Here is a 15,947-nt window from a genome sequence, read left to right on the forward strand (position 1 = left end):
CCTCCGTTTGAGTTCATTGATGATTCAATTACCTTGAATGTTAACCCATACGGTACAAGACTTGCAACTTCTTCCAACCCCGGTCCTAATGCTCTGCTCAAACGTGAAATCTTCATATTTCCTTTATAGGTATAGGAACATACGTTCCGATATCTATCCTGAGAAAATTGGGGTTTATTTGGGGTCTAACGTACTGGCTTTTTTAAGTTCAACTCACTCATTTAAAAATAAAAAAACGTTAATGGTCGGTAAACCATTCCACAGGAATGATTCTTACCTTCCACTAACGCTTTGATATTGAAGCAAGGCTATGAATTCACCTTATACATTCATATTCGTATGAGCCGGTTCGGTTGAAGCTCAGCCTTCCAGTGTGGATACGAGCGCTCTCAGCGCATGACCCCGGTGACTGATCGCCTGCTTTTGCTCCAACGTAAGCTCAGCCATCGTCATCTCGTATTCAGGCACATAGAAGAGTGGGTCATATCCAAATCCGCCACCACCGGCTGCTTCAGCTGTGATCCAGCCTTCCACCGTGCCTTCTGATTCATACTTGTCTCCGGTTGCCGGATCATATAACACCAGTGCACAGACGAAACGGGCCGGACTCAGCAGCGGTTGCTCGGTATCTTCACCGGATTTGAGCGATTCCAGCGCTTCAAGCAGCTTGGCATTGTTCTTGGCATCGGTTGCACCCTCGCCTGCATATCTCGCAGAATACACTCCTGGGTCACCGTCCAGCAGATCCACGCACAATCCCGAATCGTCAGCCAGGACAGGCAGCCCAAGGGCATCACCCACCGCTTTGGCTTTCTTCCAAGCATTCTCCGCAAAGGTTACGCCATCCTCAACAACATCCGGCAGCTCCGGATAGTCAAACATACTTTTGACCTCTTTGCCCAGCGGAGCGAATGCATGGGCAAATTCACGTACTTTCCCCGCATTGCGGGTTGCAACAATGATAATTGAGCTATCCAGACTCATCTTAGGCTTCTCCTAGTCCACGAGCACCGATCTTGAGTGCAATGGGACCAAGAACTTCTTTTTGACGCTCAATCATTTCCAGAATACCCTGTTCACCCAGCTCCAGCATCGCGTTCAGCTCACGACGGTCAAATGGTGCTTCTTCGCCTGTTCCCTGAAGCTCCACATATTTCCCGCCGCCTGTCATCACCAGATTCATATCCACTTTAGCTTTGGAATCTTCATCATAGTTCAGATCCAGTACAGGTTGTTCTCCAACTACACCCACACTTACCGCTGCAATGAAATCTGTAATCGGGAACACTTGCAGTTTATGTTGTTGGGAAATTTTGTTCACAGCGAGAGCCAGAGCTACAAACGAACCGGTAATGGACGTTGTGCGTGTACCCCCGTCTGCTTGTATAACATCACAGTCCAGTGTAATCGTACGCTCACCCAGCGCCTGCAAATTAACGACTGAGCGCAGTGCCCGGCCAATCAGGCGCTGAATTTCCATGGTGCGCCCAGTCAATTTGCCGCGGTTCGCTTCACGCTGATTCCGGGTATGTGTTGCACGTGGCAGCATGGAGTATTCAGCCGTTACCCAGCCTTTACCCTGCCCTTTCATAAAGGGAGGAACACGTTCCTCCACAGTAGCTGTGCAAATAACCTTGGTATCTCCCACTTCAATCAGTACAGAACCTTCGGCGTATTTATTTGTGTTAATTGTTAAATTCATCGGGCGCAGCTGGTCGCTTGTTCGTCCGTTAGATCTCATCATTTCTGCCTCCTACGACTTAAGCATCCTGTAATGTCGAGCTTGTTCACACTTTTACTAATCCCTTCTATATTACCAAAGAGTTCAGTTAAAAGCATCCTGTCCCCCAAAGAGTTCTGTTAAAAGCATTCTATCCATCAAAGAGTTCTGTCAACCTTACGCTAGACGGCTCTTTGTGGCTTAAATTGGAATCTCGTTGATATATTCAGGCTTCGATACGGGGGCACTATAATCCCGATTATCATCACTCATGACTGTCTTTTGGCCATTCCATTCAATCTGGATTTTAGCTTCCTTGCCTGCTGTGTTCTCAGCCGTGGTCAACACGACGGATTGCAGCAGTTCACTTGGCACGACATCTCCCTCGGTGAACATGTCGTCTTTGAGTGCAACCGTTACGGTTCCATCCTGGGACGTTTTGACCGATTGCAGCTGGGTTCCGCCTGTCATAACCTCTTCCAGCTCCCCGCCTTTGGCTGGCCCCTTGATCAGTTCATTCAACGCCGCCTGCACCCGGTCTCCACCTGGTGTCACAAGACGTGTAACCGGAACATAATATTGGATGCCTGCTGGCGTAGCGGCTGAGAAATAAACCGTCACCGGACTGCTGTTGGTCGTGAATGTATCACCCAAATCGAGATTGATGCCCACCGCCCGGTTCAACGGTTCCGGCAGCGGTGTGCTGTTTACTGGCATTTGCGTCAGCTTTTTGCCGTCTACCCAGATCTGTACGTTCTGCACATCTGGTGTACCCGTGAGTGTCCAGGTGACAGCCTCCAGCATTTTGCGCTCGTCCTTGGCATCATACTTGGCGAAGTCGCCCGAGAACTCCACGACTGCCAGCTTGTCATCCGCATGAATCGTTACGTTCTGAACAACAGTGGCCTGCGGGAGAACGCCCTGAAATCCTTCAGGCAACATCCCTGCATAAGGACCGCCCGTCACGAGTGTATCCAGAGCTGTTTTGGGACTGCTAACGTCCGTGCCCGACGGAAGCGTCATGGATACCGGAGCAAGCAAACCTTGCTGATCCTGCAAATACACGGTTGTAAGCGGCAGCTTGGCGAGTGATCCGTTGCCTTCGGCCGCCTGAATCATAGCCGCTTCCTGAATCGGCGGCGGTGGATCGATTGCCTCGGAGGACTGTGCCCCAAACATGCCACATCCGGATAACACCACAGGAATACTCAACAGCGCAGCTGCAGAAGCTGTACGCAAATAACGGATCTTACTCATGATCACGTTCCCCCTCATCATTTTTACAGTTTGTACTACCATGTATACGAGCCTTTGCCCAAAAAATAACTACTTTTTAAACAAGCGCATCATGCATAAAGTCAAAAACAGGCGTTCCATCCCCATCGAAGGTAGCAAAGAAACCCAAAACGGTTAATAACGTATTAGGATACAAGCATAAGGACATTGCTAACTTCAGAGGAGGAATCGCCCATGGAACATCCTGAGCAAGAAAAAATCCCTTACAGCCTGAATAGCCGCAAAGTGGAAGAGGCCACGAGGGAATGGCTGCACAAGCGGGGCGTCAAAATCTCTGAGATCGCGGAACTGGTCATGATGCTGCAGAAAAAGTATTATCCAGATCTGACGATGGAAGAATGTATCGACAATGTGGAGAAAGTGTTACGTAAACGTGAGGTCCAGAACGCAGTCCTGACAGGCATTCAGCTGGACCTGCTGGCAGAGCAAGGCAAACTCATTTCGCCTTTGCAGGAGATGATTGAGAATGATGAGGGGTTATATGGTGTGGATGAGATTCTCGCGTTCTCCATCGTCAACGTATACGGCAGTATCGGATTTACGAATTACGGTTATGTAGACAAGTTAAAACCCGGCGTGCTTGAACGTCTGAACGACAAGAGCCTTGGGCCTGTGCATACGTTTCTGGATGATATCGTGGGGGCTATTGCCTCGGCGGCCAGCAGCCGGATTGCACATCGCAAACAATCGGAGCTTGAAGAAGCTTTGGGACAAAAACCGGTCAGCGATGATATCGTATAGTTTACGATTCTGATCATGACAAAAAGGCGGCCACCAGGCCGCTTCTTTTGTATATTCACTTATTTCGGTATACGTTATTTCATATGCTCCTGTCTTCCCGCTCCCGCCAATCGATATACTTCTCTCCAATTCGGTTCGGCTGAAGCTGGCTTAGCCTGTACACGACTGGGTCCAATCGTAATTTTCGGGCCTTTGCGTTCTCGCAACAAACCACGAAGTACAGTAATACCAAGTATGCTCAACCCAGTAAATACATACATCAGGCGCATAATGACGTTGCCGGAATCCGTACCAGTAACCATGCCATGGAACAGTAAACCGATAAATACGGGATAAGACAGCATATGGAACATAAACCACCATTTGCGGCCAAGCTTGTTACGCAGGTCACTGGATAACAGTACGATCACCAGACCATAAAAGGCTAACGTTCCCAGTCCGCTTCCGATTGGATGCACGGAAGCCGTAAACGGAATGAGCAATTCACTCCAGGTGAACGGACTATAGTGATCAATATATAGGGTTAACGCATGCACAATTCCAAGTCCGAAGGCGAGCCAGGTCGTTCGGGTATGCCAAGTATACATGGCCGCTTTGGGTTTGCCTTTAGCCATGGGCATCCCTTGGGCAATCCCCAGAAACACACCCGCAAAGAGCAGCAAATAAGCAGCTATCCCACTAATTCGAATGATATTCCACGTTGGCAGGTATTCTACAATCCATTGTGCCATAACCGGCTCCCCCATATCTGATAGACTTGGCGTTTATATAAGGCTGAAGCGGTGATCCGGATCAAAACCGGGCCAGCGTTCAGCAAGCGTATCGGTATTTCCTCTAAAATAAGTGCTCCCTTCCCGAGTCATCCACAGGACGTCATGCCGGTCATAATGTCGGTTTAACCAGCCTACTGCCTTGGCACTTCCCAAAATGCAAACGGTCTTGGCGATAATTTCACATTGTGATGCATGTTGGCCCAGAACGGTACACTGCAGTACATCTGTATCTGCCGGCTCCATCGTCCGGGGATCAATCAAATGATGCGAAAGGCTACCGTCCGTATTCTGCCACTGTCGTCGCACAATACCAGAAGTGGCAACTGCACCTTTCCGCAACTGAATGTTCCCTATCAGATTACGCTCCTCTTGATAAGGATCAGTGACATGTACGGACCACATCGGATGATCCATTGTCCCCCATGCCTGAATATCTCCACCTGCGTTAATCAACCCCGCCGGAATATGAAGTGTACGTTGCAGCCAATCCGCGATACGCTCAACGGCCCAGCCCTTAACAATGCCCCCAAGGTCCAGCTCGGTTCCAGGGTCCTTATGAACCATTCGACTGCCTTCCCTTTGAATCCAGCTTGGGCGGCTATAGTCATATTCGTCTCTCAGCATATCTGATATATCCGATTGTCGGATGTCCAATCTGCGTTCGATTCCTGATGGATGAAGCTCTCTTTGCTGCAGCTGCTCGAAGCTGACATCGTAACCAGAAGCCCGCAGAGCCTGAGAGATACCTGGCTGAAAAATCCCTTCCGTCTGACCAATATATCCGTATGCCAAACTTAACACTTCATCCATTGCTGCGGAGATGGGCATCCAGCCTGTGCAACGATTCAGACGATTCAATTCACTATCTGCCACAAATCGGCTGAAACGCTGTTCCTGCGTTTCGAACCAATTTTTCACCAGCGCTGCCGCATGCTCAGCCTCTTCCCGTCCTGCTGCCAACTGGACTTCCACGTCCGTGTTCATCGCTCGGAAGCGGAACCTAAGCAGACGGGAGGCTTGCTCCGTGCGGCTCATGATGCACCTGTGCGTGACTGATAGTTGCCACCGCTATAATCGGAGTCTGTATCCTGATTGCTGCTCTGATCTGACATCCAGCCATCCGACGATCTGCCTTGATTCGGAACGATGGCGTTGGTTCCATCGGCTGTCCCCTCATCCAGGCTATAGCCCTCATTGGACGGTGCATTGGAAATGCTATCCGTGTTATCTGTCCATTCGTCCATGACATCATCCTGGGTATCCACCCGGGTAGAGGCTGTACTGCTTATATCGTTACCATTAGCCGCCGCATAAGCGATATCAAAGGCATCAGAAGTTCTTACATATTGAAAGAGTGCAGCCACCGTCAGCGTTGCTGCCGCCGAGGCTTGCCATTTTCTCCATTGGTTTCGTTTTTTTCTAGTCATCGCTCTTCCCTGCTTTCTGTGGCGAAGTTTATGCATTTATCATAGAGTTGCAGGCTTAAAAGAAGATGAATGAACCGTTAAGAGAGACTAAAGCTTTATTTTATTCAAGTCATTATTTAAGTCGTTACACGCAAAAAAAGACTCTGACCAGGAAGATCCCCTGCCTCAAAGTCTTATAACCCCAAGCATACTCCCTAACCATGCTCCCTAAAAAAGAATTCTCCGTCCGTCCGCTGCTCCTGTACAATAACCTCACGCCGGATCAATTCCTGCAGATGCGCCAACGTCTCACTCATCGCAAAGCGAAGCTGATGTGCTCCCAAGCGGTCGCCGAACATAAATACACACATATCATATGCACTCGTCGGTGCTTCCCGGATTCGCTCACCCATCTTCTGAAGGCGTTCCTCATGATGAGTAAGCAAATGGACGGTTCGATCGGCAAAATGGCCAAACGGATTCCGGTGACCAGGATATGCCACCTTTACATCCAAAGCCCCCAGTCGATGCAACCCTTCCATGTAAGACAACAAAGGCTGATCGTCACTTCCCGGCTGCAGGCTGATATTCGGGGAAATCTGCGGCAATACCGCATCTCCACACAGGATTTCCCCGGAGTCGGGCGCATAGAAGGATAGATGTCCAGGCGCGTGACCTCCTGTTTCCACCGCAATCCACTTTTTCCCGCCCATAACCAGCCATTCTCCATCTTCAATCGGTGTCACAACCGGAAGTGGCGTAATCTGTGAGTTGAATCCCTCCATATGTTCGCGGATCTGCAGCGTCTTGTCTACCGGCATCCCATGGCAACCATAGTATTCCGGTAGCACTGTGTTAATGGTCGCCTCAGGACCCCACATATAATCTGCCTCCTGGCGGGATCGTGTGGACATTCGGACAGGCGCACCCGTTTGCTGCTGTATCCAGCCAGATAACCCCAGATGATCGGGATGATGGTGGGTCAGTACAACTTGCTTAATATCCTGAAAAGTTAAATTGAAATCGGCAAGCGCTTCGTGCCACTCCTGTTCCGTCTCAGCACTGCGTGGTCCCGGGTCAACAATCGTTATTGTTCCGTCCGGTTCATGAAGTACATAGCTGTTCACCCAGCGCAGTGGAAAAGCCATCGTAATCTTGATCCGATGCATGCCTGCTGGCATGGATATGGATTCCGTTTGCTTCATTAATATTCTCCTCCAACTCTACTGCACAGGCCGATGACCGACAAAAATCATCCGCGGCGATGTCTGCTCATCGTACTTTTCTTCATCATAACCGCCATGTACCTGATCCACCACGAGTCCTGCCTCGTGAAGCAGATCACGTAGTTGTTCGCGGGTGTACAATTTGACGCGTTCCTGATAGATTCGCGGTTCCTGCCCGGATGCGATATCGGTGATGTGTATTTCTTTTTGCACAAATCCATCCTGGATCTTGCGAAACTCTTCAATATACTGTCCTTCGCTTTCACGTGTTGAATGCTGCACCAGATGGCGAGTCACGTAAGCCGTGTTCATAAAATCAATAATATAGCTGCCTCCCGGCTTCAGCATCCGATGAATGGCGCGTAATACTCGAAGTTGCTCTCCATCCTCTCGGAAATAACCAAATGAGGTAAACAGATTGACCACGGCGTCATATCCGCCTTTCAGTGGAAGCTCGCGCATATCGGCGTGATACCACTCTACACGATGTTCGGTATCCATTTCACGTGCTTCACGTAAAAGCACATCAGAAAGATCGATACCGGTCACCTGGAAACCAGCGTCAGCAAGGGCCAAAGAATGTCGGCCCATACCGCAGCACAGATCCAGTACCTTGGATTTTGGCTGAAGCTTTAACCAGCTTATCATTTTATGTACTTCCTGGTATGCACCTTGCACATCCCGATGCTTATACACAAGAAGGTAGTCTTCTCCAAAACTCTTTTCATACCATTCCGACATTACGTATCACCCTCCACATGGTCACTGGCCCAACTATCCGTAATACGCTGTTATACCAGCCGGATCATTTCTCTATAGCTTTTAGCCATTGTACCGTCTTTATCCTTCAAACTCAAAAATACCCATGAATCGTCCGCGTTGAACGGCCGGGAACCACACGATATAATGTTAAACATAGTCAGGCCCTCGCGAATCGGTTAACTATACATAGAGGAATGATATCAAACCAGTATGGCATTTTCACATCATGAACGACAGGTGACGACTGAAACATAACGCTAACTTAAGATATGCAGCAGCAACAGGAGGTGTTATTTATGATTCGGATTGGACTTACGGGCTGGGGAGATCAGGAAGATTTATACCCCAATCGTACCAAAGCGAAAGACAAGCTCCGTCTGTATGGGCAATATTTTACGACCGTAGAGGTAGACAGTTCCTTTTACGCCGTTCAGCCTCGGGACCGGATGGCACGCTGGGCAGCGGAGACGCCGGAATCCTTTGCTTTTATCGTCAAAGCCTATCAAGGGATGACAGGACATCTGCGGGGAAAACCCTATTTCACCAGCACCTCGGAGATGTATAAGGCTTTTCGCGAATCGCTGGAGCCTGTTATGGAAGCAGGCAAGATGCAAGCAGCCTTGTTCCAATACCCGCCGTGGTTTGAGTGCAATCGGGACAATGTCAATGAGCTGCGTGAAGTAAAGCTGAGAATGGAAGGCATCCCGTGTGCTCTCGAATTTCGTCATCGCAGCTGGTATGAAGAAGGCATGCGCGAGCGGACGCTGGCTTTTATGAAGGAGCAAGGCTGGATTCACAGTGTCTGTGATGAACCTCAGGCAGGTCAGGGATCTATTCCCATCGTTCCCGAGGCTACCGATGCCGAGATGACGCTGGTGCGCATGCACGGACGCAATGTATCAGGCTGGCACCAGAATGGTGCACCTAATTGGCGCGAGACCCGTTATCTGTATCGCTACAACCAGGAAGAGCTGCTGGAGTGGAAGGGTTATCTGGAGCAATTGCAGGAGCAGAGCAAGGATGTTTATGTGATTTTCAACAACAACTCAGGCGGCGACGCCGCTGCGAATGCACAGATGATGATGGAGCTGCTGGAGCAGCCTGTGAAGCCCTTTCCTGACCGTACGGAGCCGAAGGAGGAAGAGGGACCGGAGCAATTGGAGTTGTTTTAACCCCCTCAGTGCAATTCAGTATGTGAACGGAATATTTCCATCCATAAAGAAAAAGCGGCAAGCCTTAGGGCTATGCCGCTTTATTGGTCGTTAAGCTATATGTGATGAATTCATCGTTGCTGCACTAGCGCTTTACGGCTGTAACTGAAGAGTCGAGCGAAACCCCGCTCAGCTGCTGGTTCATTTTATACGCTTCAATTCCTGCCAAAAGCACTATGCCGATACCGTGTGTATCGTTCAGAATCCACCCCAGATCATCCCGGTAATAGAGTGCGGTAAAGGAATAACCGGAACCCCGGCATACGCCGTACACATTTCCTTTGTAATCAATGGACAGACGGGTCATGCCTTCCCAGCCTTTACGTACCGCTTCCAGATAGGCCTCTGGCTGCTCCAGCCAGCCTTCACGAATACCGCGGGCATAGGAGTAGATGAACATCGATGTGCAGGAGGTTTCCTCATACGAATCCGTGCGACTCAGCACCTGATGCCAGAGTCCATTTTCACCTTGCAGGGCCAGATAGCCCTGACATAAATCCCGGTAGAAGCTCAGCAGTTCCGGGCGTTTGACGTGATCACTTGGCAGAATCGATAGCAGTTCAGTTAGCGAAAAGAGAACCCATCCATTTCCGCGCCCCCATGGAATGCCTGTCGCCCGCCCACGCACAAAATCATACACATGGGACATGATCTTCTGTTCAGGAATATAGAGATATTTGCGGAACATGAGAAACTGGTTGATCGCATCATCCCAATAAGAAGTATCTCCCGTCAACTGACCGTAACGCATCAGGAATGGCGTGCTCATATACAGATCATCGCACCACATCGTTTCCTGGCGCATCTCGCCGCTGCCACGAACACGGTAAAAGGCTCCGTCGTCCAAACGTTCCTGTTCATCCGTGATGTAGTCTGCAATACGATCTGCGGTATCCCGGCCTCCACGAATGTCGCCTAGTTCCATTGCTGCGAGCAGCGTAGAGCCAAATGAACCGCAATCATCCAGACTGTCGATGGCAGACAACTGATTATTGATTCCCGCGGCGCCGTACCCTTCCCGATCCCATAGACCGTAACGGTCAAACGACGTACTCAGGCCGATATGGTCCCGCACATACTGAACATAGTCGTCACGCCCCAACTCCTGTCCAATCTGCAGAAGGCCAAGCAGGGTAACACCAAGTGGATAATTCCATTTCCCGTAATGGGTATTTTCCAAATAGGGACGAACACTGGTTTCGGGAAGATCTACATGCCAGTACACGCCTTGGGCTCCATCATCAAATACGGTATCTGTTACCACGATGTCTTCGGGAGATGGTTCAGAGCCGAGCGAAAATAAACCTGTGTATAGCCACGCATCGGAACATCCTGCAACCGGATGAGGTGGTCTCAATCTCCAGCCTTTTGAATCTGAGGTTTCCCCAGTATTCAATGTAAATCCCCAGGAGCCGTTCCCAGCCTTCGTTTGACCTTTGGCTACAAGATCACAAGCACCATAGCGACGAGTCAGCTCAACATGGAACGTTCCGGTAGCCCCAGCGGTGTAGACTTCCCTACCGTCTACATATAAAGTTAGTGCACCGTCATGCGTTCCTTGTAAAATTACTGGTGACAATCCAGGCTGGATTACATCCAGCTTGGACCAAGCATAAGCCACCAGCGGCTGTTCTATGTGGGAAGAATTTGCTGAATCTGATATATCTATCGGATCTGTGGCAACTGTCAGAATTCTGTTAAAACAACCCGCTCCCAATTCCTCCTCTGTCCAGTCCCTGCGTGGGTACCAGGAGAGACCCGTTTCTGCTTCAGTCATGTCATCACGAGGGAGTGCAGGTAGAAGTTCATCGACTGGTTCGGAGTACAGCCAGCCCTCCTGACCTTGGCGGTCGACGCCTGGCGTGAGGAAGTGAAGCGGGAAATTTTTAAATGAAGCCGTGCCGTAAATACCACCAAATCCCACCTCTGTTTTTACAAAACAAAGTAACACTTCGTTCCAGCCATACTTCACGGACATGGGAATCTGGGTTCTTCGCTCGGGAAATAACTCCTGCAACAGCTCGGATTTGAAGATTTCTTCTCCGTTCACGTAGACCGTCACCGGACTATAACAGTTCAGTCCCGTATTTAATGTAGCCTCCTGCTGACTCCACAGCTTGCCCCACACGTACACATACTGTCCTGCACGAGCCTCTTTCCACTTGGCATCCAGATTCAGATCATAACGGTAATCCCCAAGCCTGCGAAAGCCTCCCCGATGGTACGCCCGGAATAAAAAGGAGTGTTTCGGATGATCCCCAATATAACGCTGGGCCACCGTGGTCAAAATATCCGGAATTGAATCATACACCTTGCCTGCAATCGCCTCGTTCTCATGAAAATAACGAATGATCGTCAGCTCCCTTCCTATACCTTGATTCGTTCGGTTAGTCGCAATGTCTCTCCAGCTTTCACTTCAACCACCTGCTGATCCACCGTAAACCAGACGGGGATGGCCGATGGGTTGTGAATGATGGACCGATCTGCTGAACATTCCAGACGTTTGACTGCTTTCCAGTAAGCCATCACTTCGATATTCGTTGCGTACCAGATGTCCTCCCGGCCGCCAATGTGCTCAGCAAACTGTTCAATAATTTCCCAGTTGTCGTTATCATTGAATTCATAGCTGTGACCCCATACATATAACAAGAGTGGCGTACCTGTCTTCGTATGCTGGATATAACGTTCAGCATGAGCCGCCAAATCATGGTTATGGTGGCAGGTTGGATGCCATTCGAGCGGTCGCTCAGGCAGTGTGTACCTGCCATGGGATTCAACCGTACGTGCATAATCGATACCAAGCCACTCCAGCTTGGTGCTAAGTGAACGGTCATAGCCCCCATTCGGGTAGGCCATACCTCGTACCGGATAACCGACAAGCTGTTCCAGCGCTCTCCGATCCTCCATAATCTCTTCGGTCAGCAGCTCATCCGGAACGTAAGGCAATGTAGGATGGGTGACCGTATGTACAGCCACTTCATGCCCGGCATACAATTCCGCTACTTCTGCCGTCTCGATCCGACCCGGCTTGCCCAGCGTACCGGAGTTCAGATTGAATGTGCCTCTCAGCCCATGTCGATTGAAAAGTTCCACCAGTCTGCGATCATGTATCACCCCGTCGTCATAACTGAACGTCAAGGCTTTCATCACGCCACCCGGATACCGGTCGAATTGAATGCGATGTCCCATCTTGTTCCTCCTCCTCTTGAGTAGCCAGGATCTCCAGATTAGTAAACGGTAGAACGTAATCTCGACATACCCGTTTCTCTCGTAATGTTTATTTTTCAGTGGATCACTGACCCACTTCACGCAAGCTATGACTGGCTGAGTCAAAATACGTACCTTCCAGCAGTCCAATTAATGTATTGGTAACACTTACTTCAATATCGTTATCCCCTGATTGAAGCCAAGAGGCTTCTCCCGTCCAGCGATATGGAGACCAGCATCGAACGCCCAGACTATAACCATTCACCCGTACCTCTACCACATCCTGTACCCGCCAGTCGATGAATTCCAGGTCAAAAGACGCCATCTCTTCAGCAGGCTCATCCAGCCAGAAGTTACGTTTATAACTCATCTCTCCTGCAAAGTAGGGATAAAGCGGTTGGGGTTCTGGCTGAATCCGAATCGCTGTATCCGGTTCAGGAACAAGAGAGATCATCCCCTCATGATGGAATTCCACACCAAATCTCCCTTGCAAATACAGCGGATCAACGATACCTTCTTCATCCCTCGTAACCTGTACGGTAACGGTCATTTCATTCAAACCACTGTGTAATAACTCTGTTATATTGCAGCCAATATTATGGTGATCGGTAATTTCAGTCGACTCAAATTGATCCGGTCCAATCTGTTGTCCGTTAATTTCTAGGGTCCATTCACCCGCTATAGCCACCCTGTCCATGAATAACAGACATTCGGTCAATGCCGTCCTCAGCTCAAATGAAGTCGTATATTTGCACTGGATCGGATAGGCAACGGATGCTTTTTTTGGTGTGCCAAATACCTGGTTAAACTGGAGCGGCAGATGATGTTGCTCCGATAATTCTGCCGCCTGGTCAATAAAAGGTTTGACTGCAACAGGATTACGTTCAAAAATTACACCGTTGTCATTGGAAGCCGTTAGGTTGAACTGTCCCATTCGAAGTGTGTTGCATTGCACCGTTTCCAGTCGCCATGGTCCCTCCGAAGGAAGTTTAATGATGTCGGGCTCTTTCTCGGTAACTACACGGTCTGGGCCAGCCTTCAATCCTGTTTGGTTCAGAGCAAAAGGATCGCCCTCAGATGCCTCTTGGGCATGTTGTAAAGTGAGCTTCACCGCATGGGCTTCATAGGGAGCAAGCTTTAGCGAAATGCACCACTCCCCACCACTGCTGGTATATGGTAATGGATCACACTGCCCCGTCTCCAGATCGAGCCGTTCCGCCAGCAGACGTGTACCTGCCGATAGATCCACACTCGACCATAACCGCTTGGCTACTATTTTCAACTGCCCTTCAAGGTGTTGGCCCTCCTGGTTGGACAAAAAGATCATAAACTCTCCGTCCGATAATTGACGGGTCTGCATAAGCAGCGACGCACTTTCTTCTTCCATAATCCAACAGATCGGTTCGGGCAGTACCTGATCCAGCAGCAGGGAGATCAATTCCAAGGAGAAGTCATCCCCGCGACCTGTTCCCGCAGGTAGAAAATAGGCATTTCCCTGCCCCCGTCGCCACATGGATTCTCCGCTGTCGTGATCTGTTTCTTCCGTATTGCCCCAATATGCCTCGTGCGGCTGGTTGCCTGCACCAAAGAACTGAGCGGCCTCATCTCCCACAGGGCTCCCCGGCTGGATGGCTACATGTGGTGGCATGCCTACGGAAATGACCGTTCCTCCCTGTTCGACGAATTGTTTCACCTGCTGCCAGGCTGCTGCCTCCAGGTTCAGCATCGGTGGAAGAATCAGTACCTCGTAACGTGCATAGCCAATCTGAATTGTGCCATCGGCCAGCACGGCTTCGGCCAACAGCTCAGGGTCCAGATGGTCATAGTCACGTCTGTTTTCGAGCAGGTGAGAACTGATGCGCATCCAGTCGTTCGTGAGACGATCCAACTTGGTCCGTTCTGCTTCGTCCTCTCCACCATATTCAAATCCGTGTAACGGATTACCCATCAGGCTCCAGAACGTGGTCGTTGGATCAAGCACAGCAATTCGGATATCCGCTGTTCCGGTGCTCATCAGATAGCTTAAACGTCCCGTGTAATCTCCCAACTGTCGGAAGTGACGCCAATACGGGTTCTGTATGAACTGGGATGGTGGTGCATCGTGTTTGGCAAGTCCGCCAATCGTATAGAAAAAGGCATGGAAGTTAAAAAAGTTGGTGCCCATGGCTGCCATCCGATCAATCATCCATTTGGCATCCTGCAACGTCATCGACCAGCCTACGCTGTGAAAACACTCCATCAGATTACGGTTACGTCCCAGCTGTCGGGCAAGCGAGCTGACCATCTTCGGATTGTCGCGCATTTTTTTGCCATACCGTTCCAGAATCCAGGATAAGGGGCGTCCGATTTTCTCATGTGCCGAATCTCCACCTGGCATGTGGCTGAACAGCTGCGTGGTCATCCGAACCCCGGGCACTTCTGCCGCATATTCAATCCCCGCCCCTTCGCACCAGTCATGTACCTGTTTGTGGTACGACTCCCTGAGCAGCAGATGCAGCGACTGGTAATAGTCATACCGGATTCGTTCTGCATCTGGAAAATCGCCATGTAGCAGAGCGGGCAGGGACTCAATCAAGCTGTAACCGCAGCGTACACTGAAATACCGGGGAAGCTGTGGAGACCACGGGATACGCCCAAGCGGCGCGATTTCATCGGAGAACATGCCTTTGATTACGCTTTCAAATCGTTCTCCAACTGCCTCCTTATACCGGTCATGGGTCAGTTCAATAAAACGGCTCATCGCTTCCTTGTGGCACGGGTCAACAAAGTTGCCGTAATATTTGAAATCATCCAATTCTTCTTCCTGAAATATAATCACGTCCCATTCCCCAGCGGGAGCTTCCCACAACAGTCGAAAAGCCGTTCGATATGTAAAAAACCGCTTGCGATTATACGACGTGAGTCCTGTCTCCTGATATACTTGATCCGTCTGAATATTGCCGATATTGCTGCGCAAATCAATGGATTCATGCCACACTCGTTTGCCGTGCGCATCCTTGGGTATTGCCTTTGCGACTAGAATTCTTCCCCATGGCAATTCATGCTCCACAGCTTCTCCGCCAGGAACATGGAATTGATGATGTACAAGCTGGCGCTGCTTCGCCTCGGGAAAATCAAGTGTCACTTCACCGCCGGCCATTCCGCTTGGATAAGGGTACTCGTCATATAACCAGACCTGCATGCCGCAGGCAGCCGCCGCTTCCACCGCAATTCGTACCTTGTCAAACCACGCTTCAGACAGATAGGGAATCTCCAGCCCCTGACGTGGACAGATGAAAAAACCGCCTACGCCCTGTGCAGACATTTCGGCGATTTGTCGTTTGATTTGCCCTTCTTGCATATCCCCATTCCAAAACCAAAAGGGATGAACCCGGTATTGCGCTTCAGGATTTTCAAATGCATCCTCGTTCCACATGTCGCTTCCTCCCTGTATGTTCAAGAGTGGCTATCCGTCTACCAACATCGTTCATTTAAGTTCAAATCAGTTTGTTTTGCATTGATTATACATCAAAATCCAAAGACTGGAAGCCATATTTCACAAAAAGAGATGAAGCTGGTTTTCAGATAGCCTGAGCAATGCATATACGGAAATGCCCGGCTGCCGC

Annotated in this window: 13 protein-coding genes; 2 read left to right on the forward strand and 11 right to left on the reverse strand. The window is 49.9% G+C overall.

The genetic code is table 11. The annotated features are described in order from the left end of the window. Positions 1–360: 360 nt before the first annotated feature. The 3 genes from QP794_RS18120 to QP794_RS18130 form a co-directional block, all read right to left on the reverse strand. Positions 361–984, reverse strand: coding sequence for an XTP/dITP diphosphatase (locus tag QP794_RS18120; RefSeq protein WP_285078354.1), 624 nt, complete (start codon positions 982–984; stop codon positions 361–363). A gap of 1 nt (position 985) precedes the next feature. Continuing rightward, positions 986–1,744 carry a ribonuclease PH gene (rph, locus tag QP794_RS18125; protein ID WP_024632518.1) on the reverse strand — a complete coding sequence of 253 codons (759 nt, stop codon included), beginning with the start codon at positions 1,742–1,744 and terminating at the stop codon, positions 986–988. 177 nt (positions 1,745–1,921) lie between these two features. Next, positions 1,922–2,977 carry a GerMN domain-containing protein gene (locus QP794_RS18130; RefSeq protein ID WP_285078355.1) on the reverse strand — a complete coding sequence of 352 codons (1,056 nt, stop codon included), beginning with the start codon at positions 2,975–2,977 and terminating at the stop codon, positions 1,922–1,924. A gap of 213 nt (positions 2,978–3,190) precedes the next feature. On the opposite strand from QP794_RS18130, the gene QP794_RS18135 reads away from it, so the two are divergent. Then, positions 3,191–3,757: a phosphatidylglycerophosphatase A family protein gene (locus QP794_RS18135; protein ID WP_024632520.1), complete on the forward strand. Its 567-nt coding sequence runs from the start codon at positions 3,191–3,193 to the stop codon at positions 3,755–3,757. Positions 3,758–3,831: 74 nt separating this feature from the next. Here the strand turns inward: QP794_RS18135 and QP794_RS18140 are convergent, their stop codons facing one another. The 5 genes from QP794_RS18140 to QP794_RS18160 all read right to left on the reverse strand — a co-directional run bounded on the left by QP794_RS18140 (position 3,832) and on the right by QP794_RS18160 (position 7,903). Further along, positions 3,832–4,488 carry a ferric reductase-like transmembrane domain-containing protein gene (locus QP794_RS18140; RefSeq protein ID WP_285078356.1) on the reverse strand — a complete coding sequence of 219 codons (657 nt, stop codon included), beginning with the start codon at positions 4,486–4,488 and terminating at the stop codon, positions 3,832–3,834. A gap of 33 nt (positions 4,489–4,521) precedes the next feature. Next, a complete protein-coding gene (locus QP794_RS18145; RefSeq protein WP_285078357.1) occupies positions 4,522–5,565 on the reverse strand; it encodes an FAD:protein FMN transferase in 1,044 nt (347 codons plus the stop codon). Then, positions 5,562–5,957, reverse strand: a complete 396-nt coding sequence (locus QP794_RS18150; protein WP_285078358.1) for a hypothetical protein — start codon at positions 5,955–5,957, stop codon at positions 5,562–5,564. The genes QP794_RS18145 and QP794_RS18150 overlap by 4 nt, the downstream gene beginning before the upstream one ends. 194 nt (positions 5,958–6,151) lie before the next feature. Then, entirely contained in the window at positions 6,152–7,141 is a 990-nt protein-coding gene (locus tag QP794_RS18155; protein WP_285078359.1) for an MBL fold metallo-hydrolase, read from the reverse strand. 18 nt (positions 7,142–7,159) lie between these two features. Continuing rightward, positions 7,160–7,903, reverse strand: a complete 744-nt coding sequence (locus tag QP794_RS18160; protein ID WP_285078360.1) for a class I SAM-dependent methyltransferase — start codon at positions 7,901–7,903, stop codon at positions 7,160–7,162. Positions 7,904–8,220: 317 nt separating this feature from the next. Between QP794_RS18160 and QP794_RS18165 the strand changes: the two genes are divergently transcribed. Further along, positions 8,221–9,096 (forward strand): DUF72 domain-containing protein, encoded by an 876-nt coding sequence (locus tag QP794_RS18165; RefSeq protein WP_285078361.1) that lies wholly within the window; start codon positions 8,221–8,223, stop codon positions 9,094–9,096. Positions 9,097–9,220: 124 nt separating this feature from the next. Here QP794_RS18165 and QP794_RS18170 read toward each other — a convergent pair whose 3' ends face one another. The 3 genes from QP794_RS18170 to QP794_RS18180 all read right to left on the reverse strand — a co-directional run bounded on the left by QP794_RS18170 (position 9,221) and on the right by QP794_RS18180 (position 15,757). Further along, complete coding sequence (locus QP794_RS18170; RefSeq protein WP_285078362.1) at positions 9,221–11,446, reverse strand: glycoside hydrolase family 88/105 protein; 2,226 nt, start codon at positions 11,444–11,446, stop codon at positions 9,221–9,223. 56 nt (positions 11,447–11,502) lie between these two features. Further along, complete coding sequence (locus tag QP794_RS18175; RefSeq protein ID WP_285078363.1) at positions 11,503–12,324, reverse strand: polysaccharide deacetylase family protein; 822 nt, start codon at positions 12,322–12,324, stop codon at positions 11,503–11,505. Positions 12,325–12,427: 103 nt separating this feature from the next. Next, positions 12,428–15,757: a glycosyl hydrolase gene (locus QP794_RS18180; protein ID WP_285078364.1), complete on the reverse strand. Its 3,330-nt coding sequence runs from the start codon at positions 15,755–15,757 to the stop codon at positions 12,428–12,430. Between the last annotated feature and the right edge of the window lie 190 nt (positions 15,758–15,947).

This window comes from Paenibacillus sp. UMB7766-LJ446 (assembly GCF_030226665.1).
GTDB lineage: Bacteria > Bacillota > Bacilli > Paenibacillales > Paenibacillaceae > Paenibacillus > Paenibacillus vandeheii.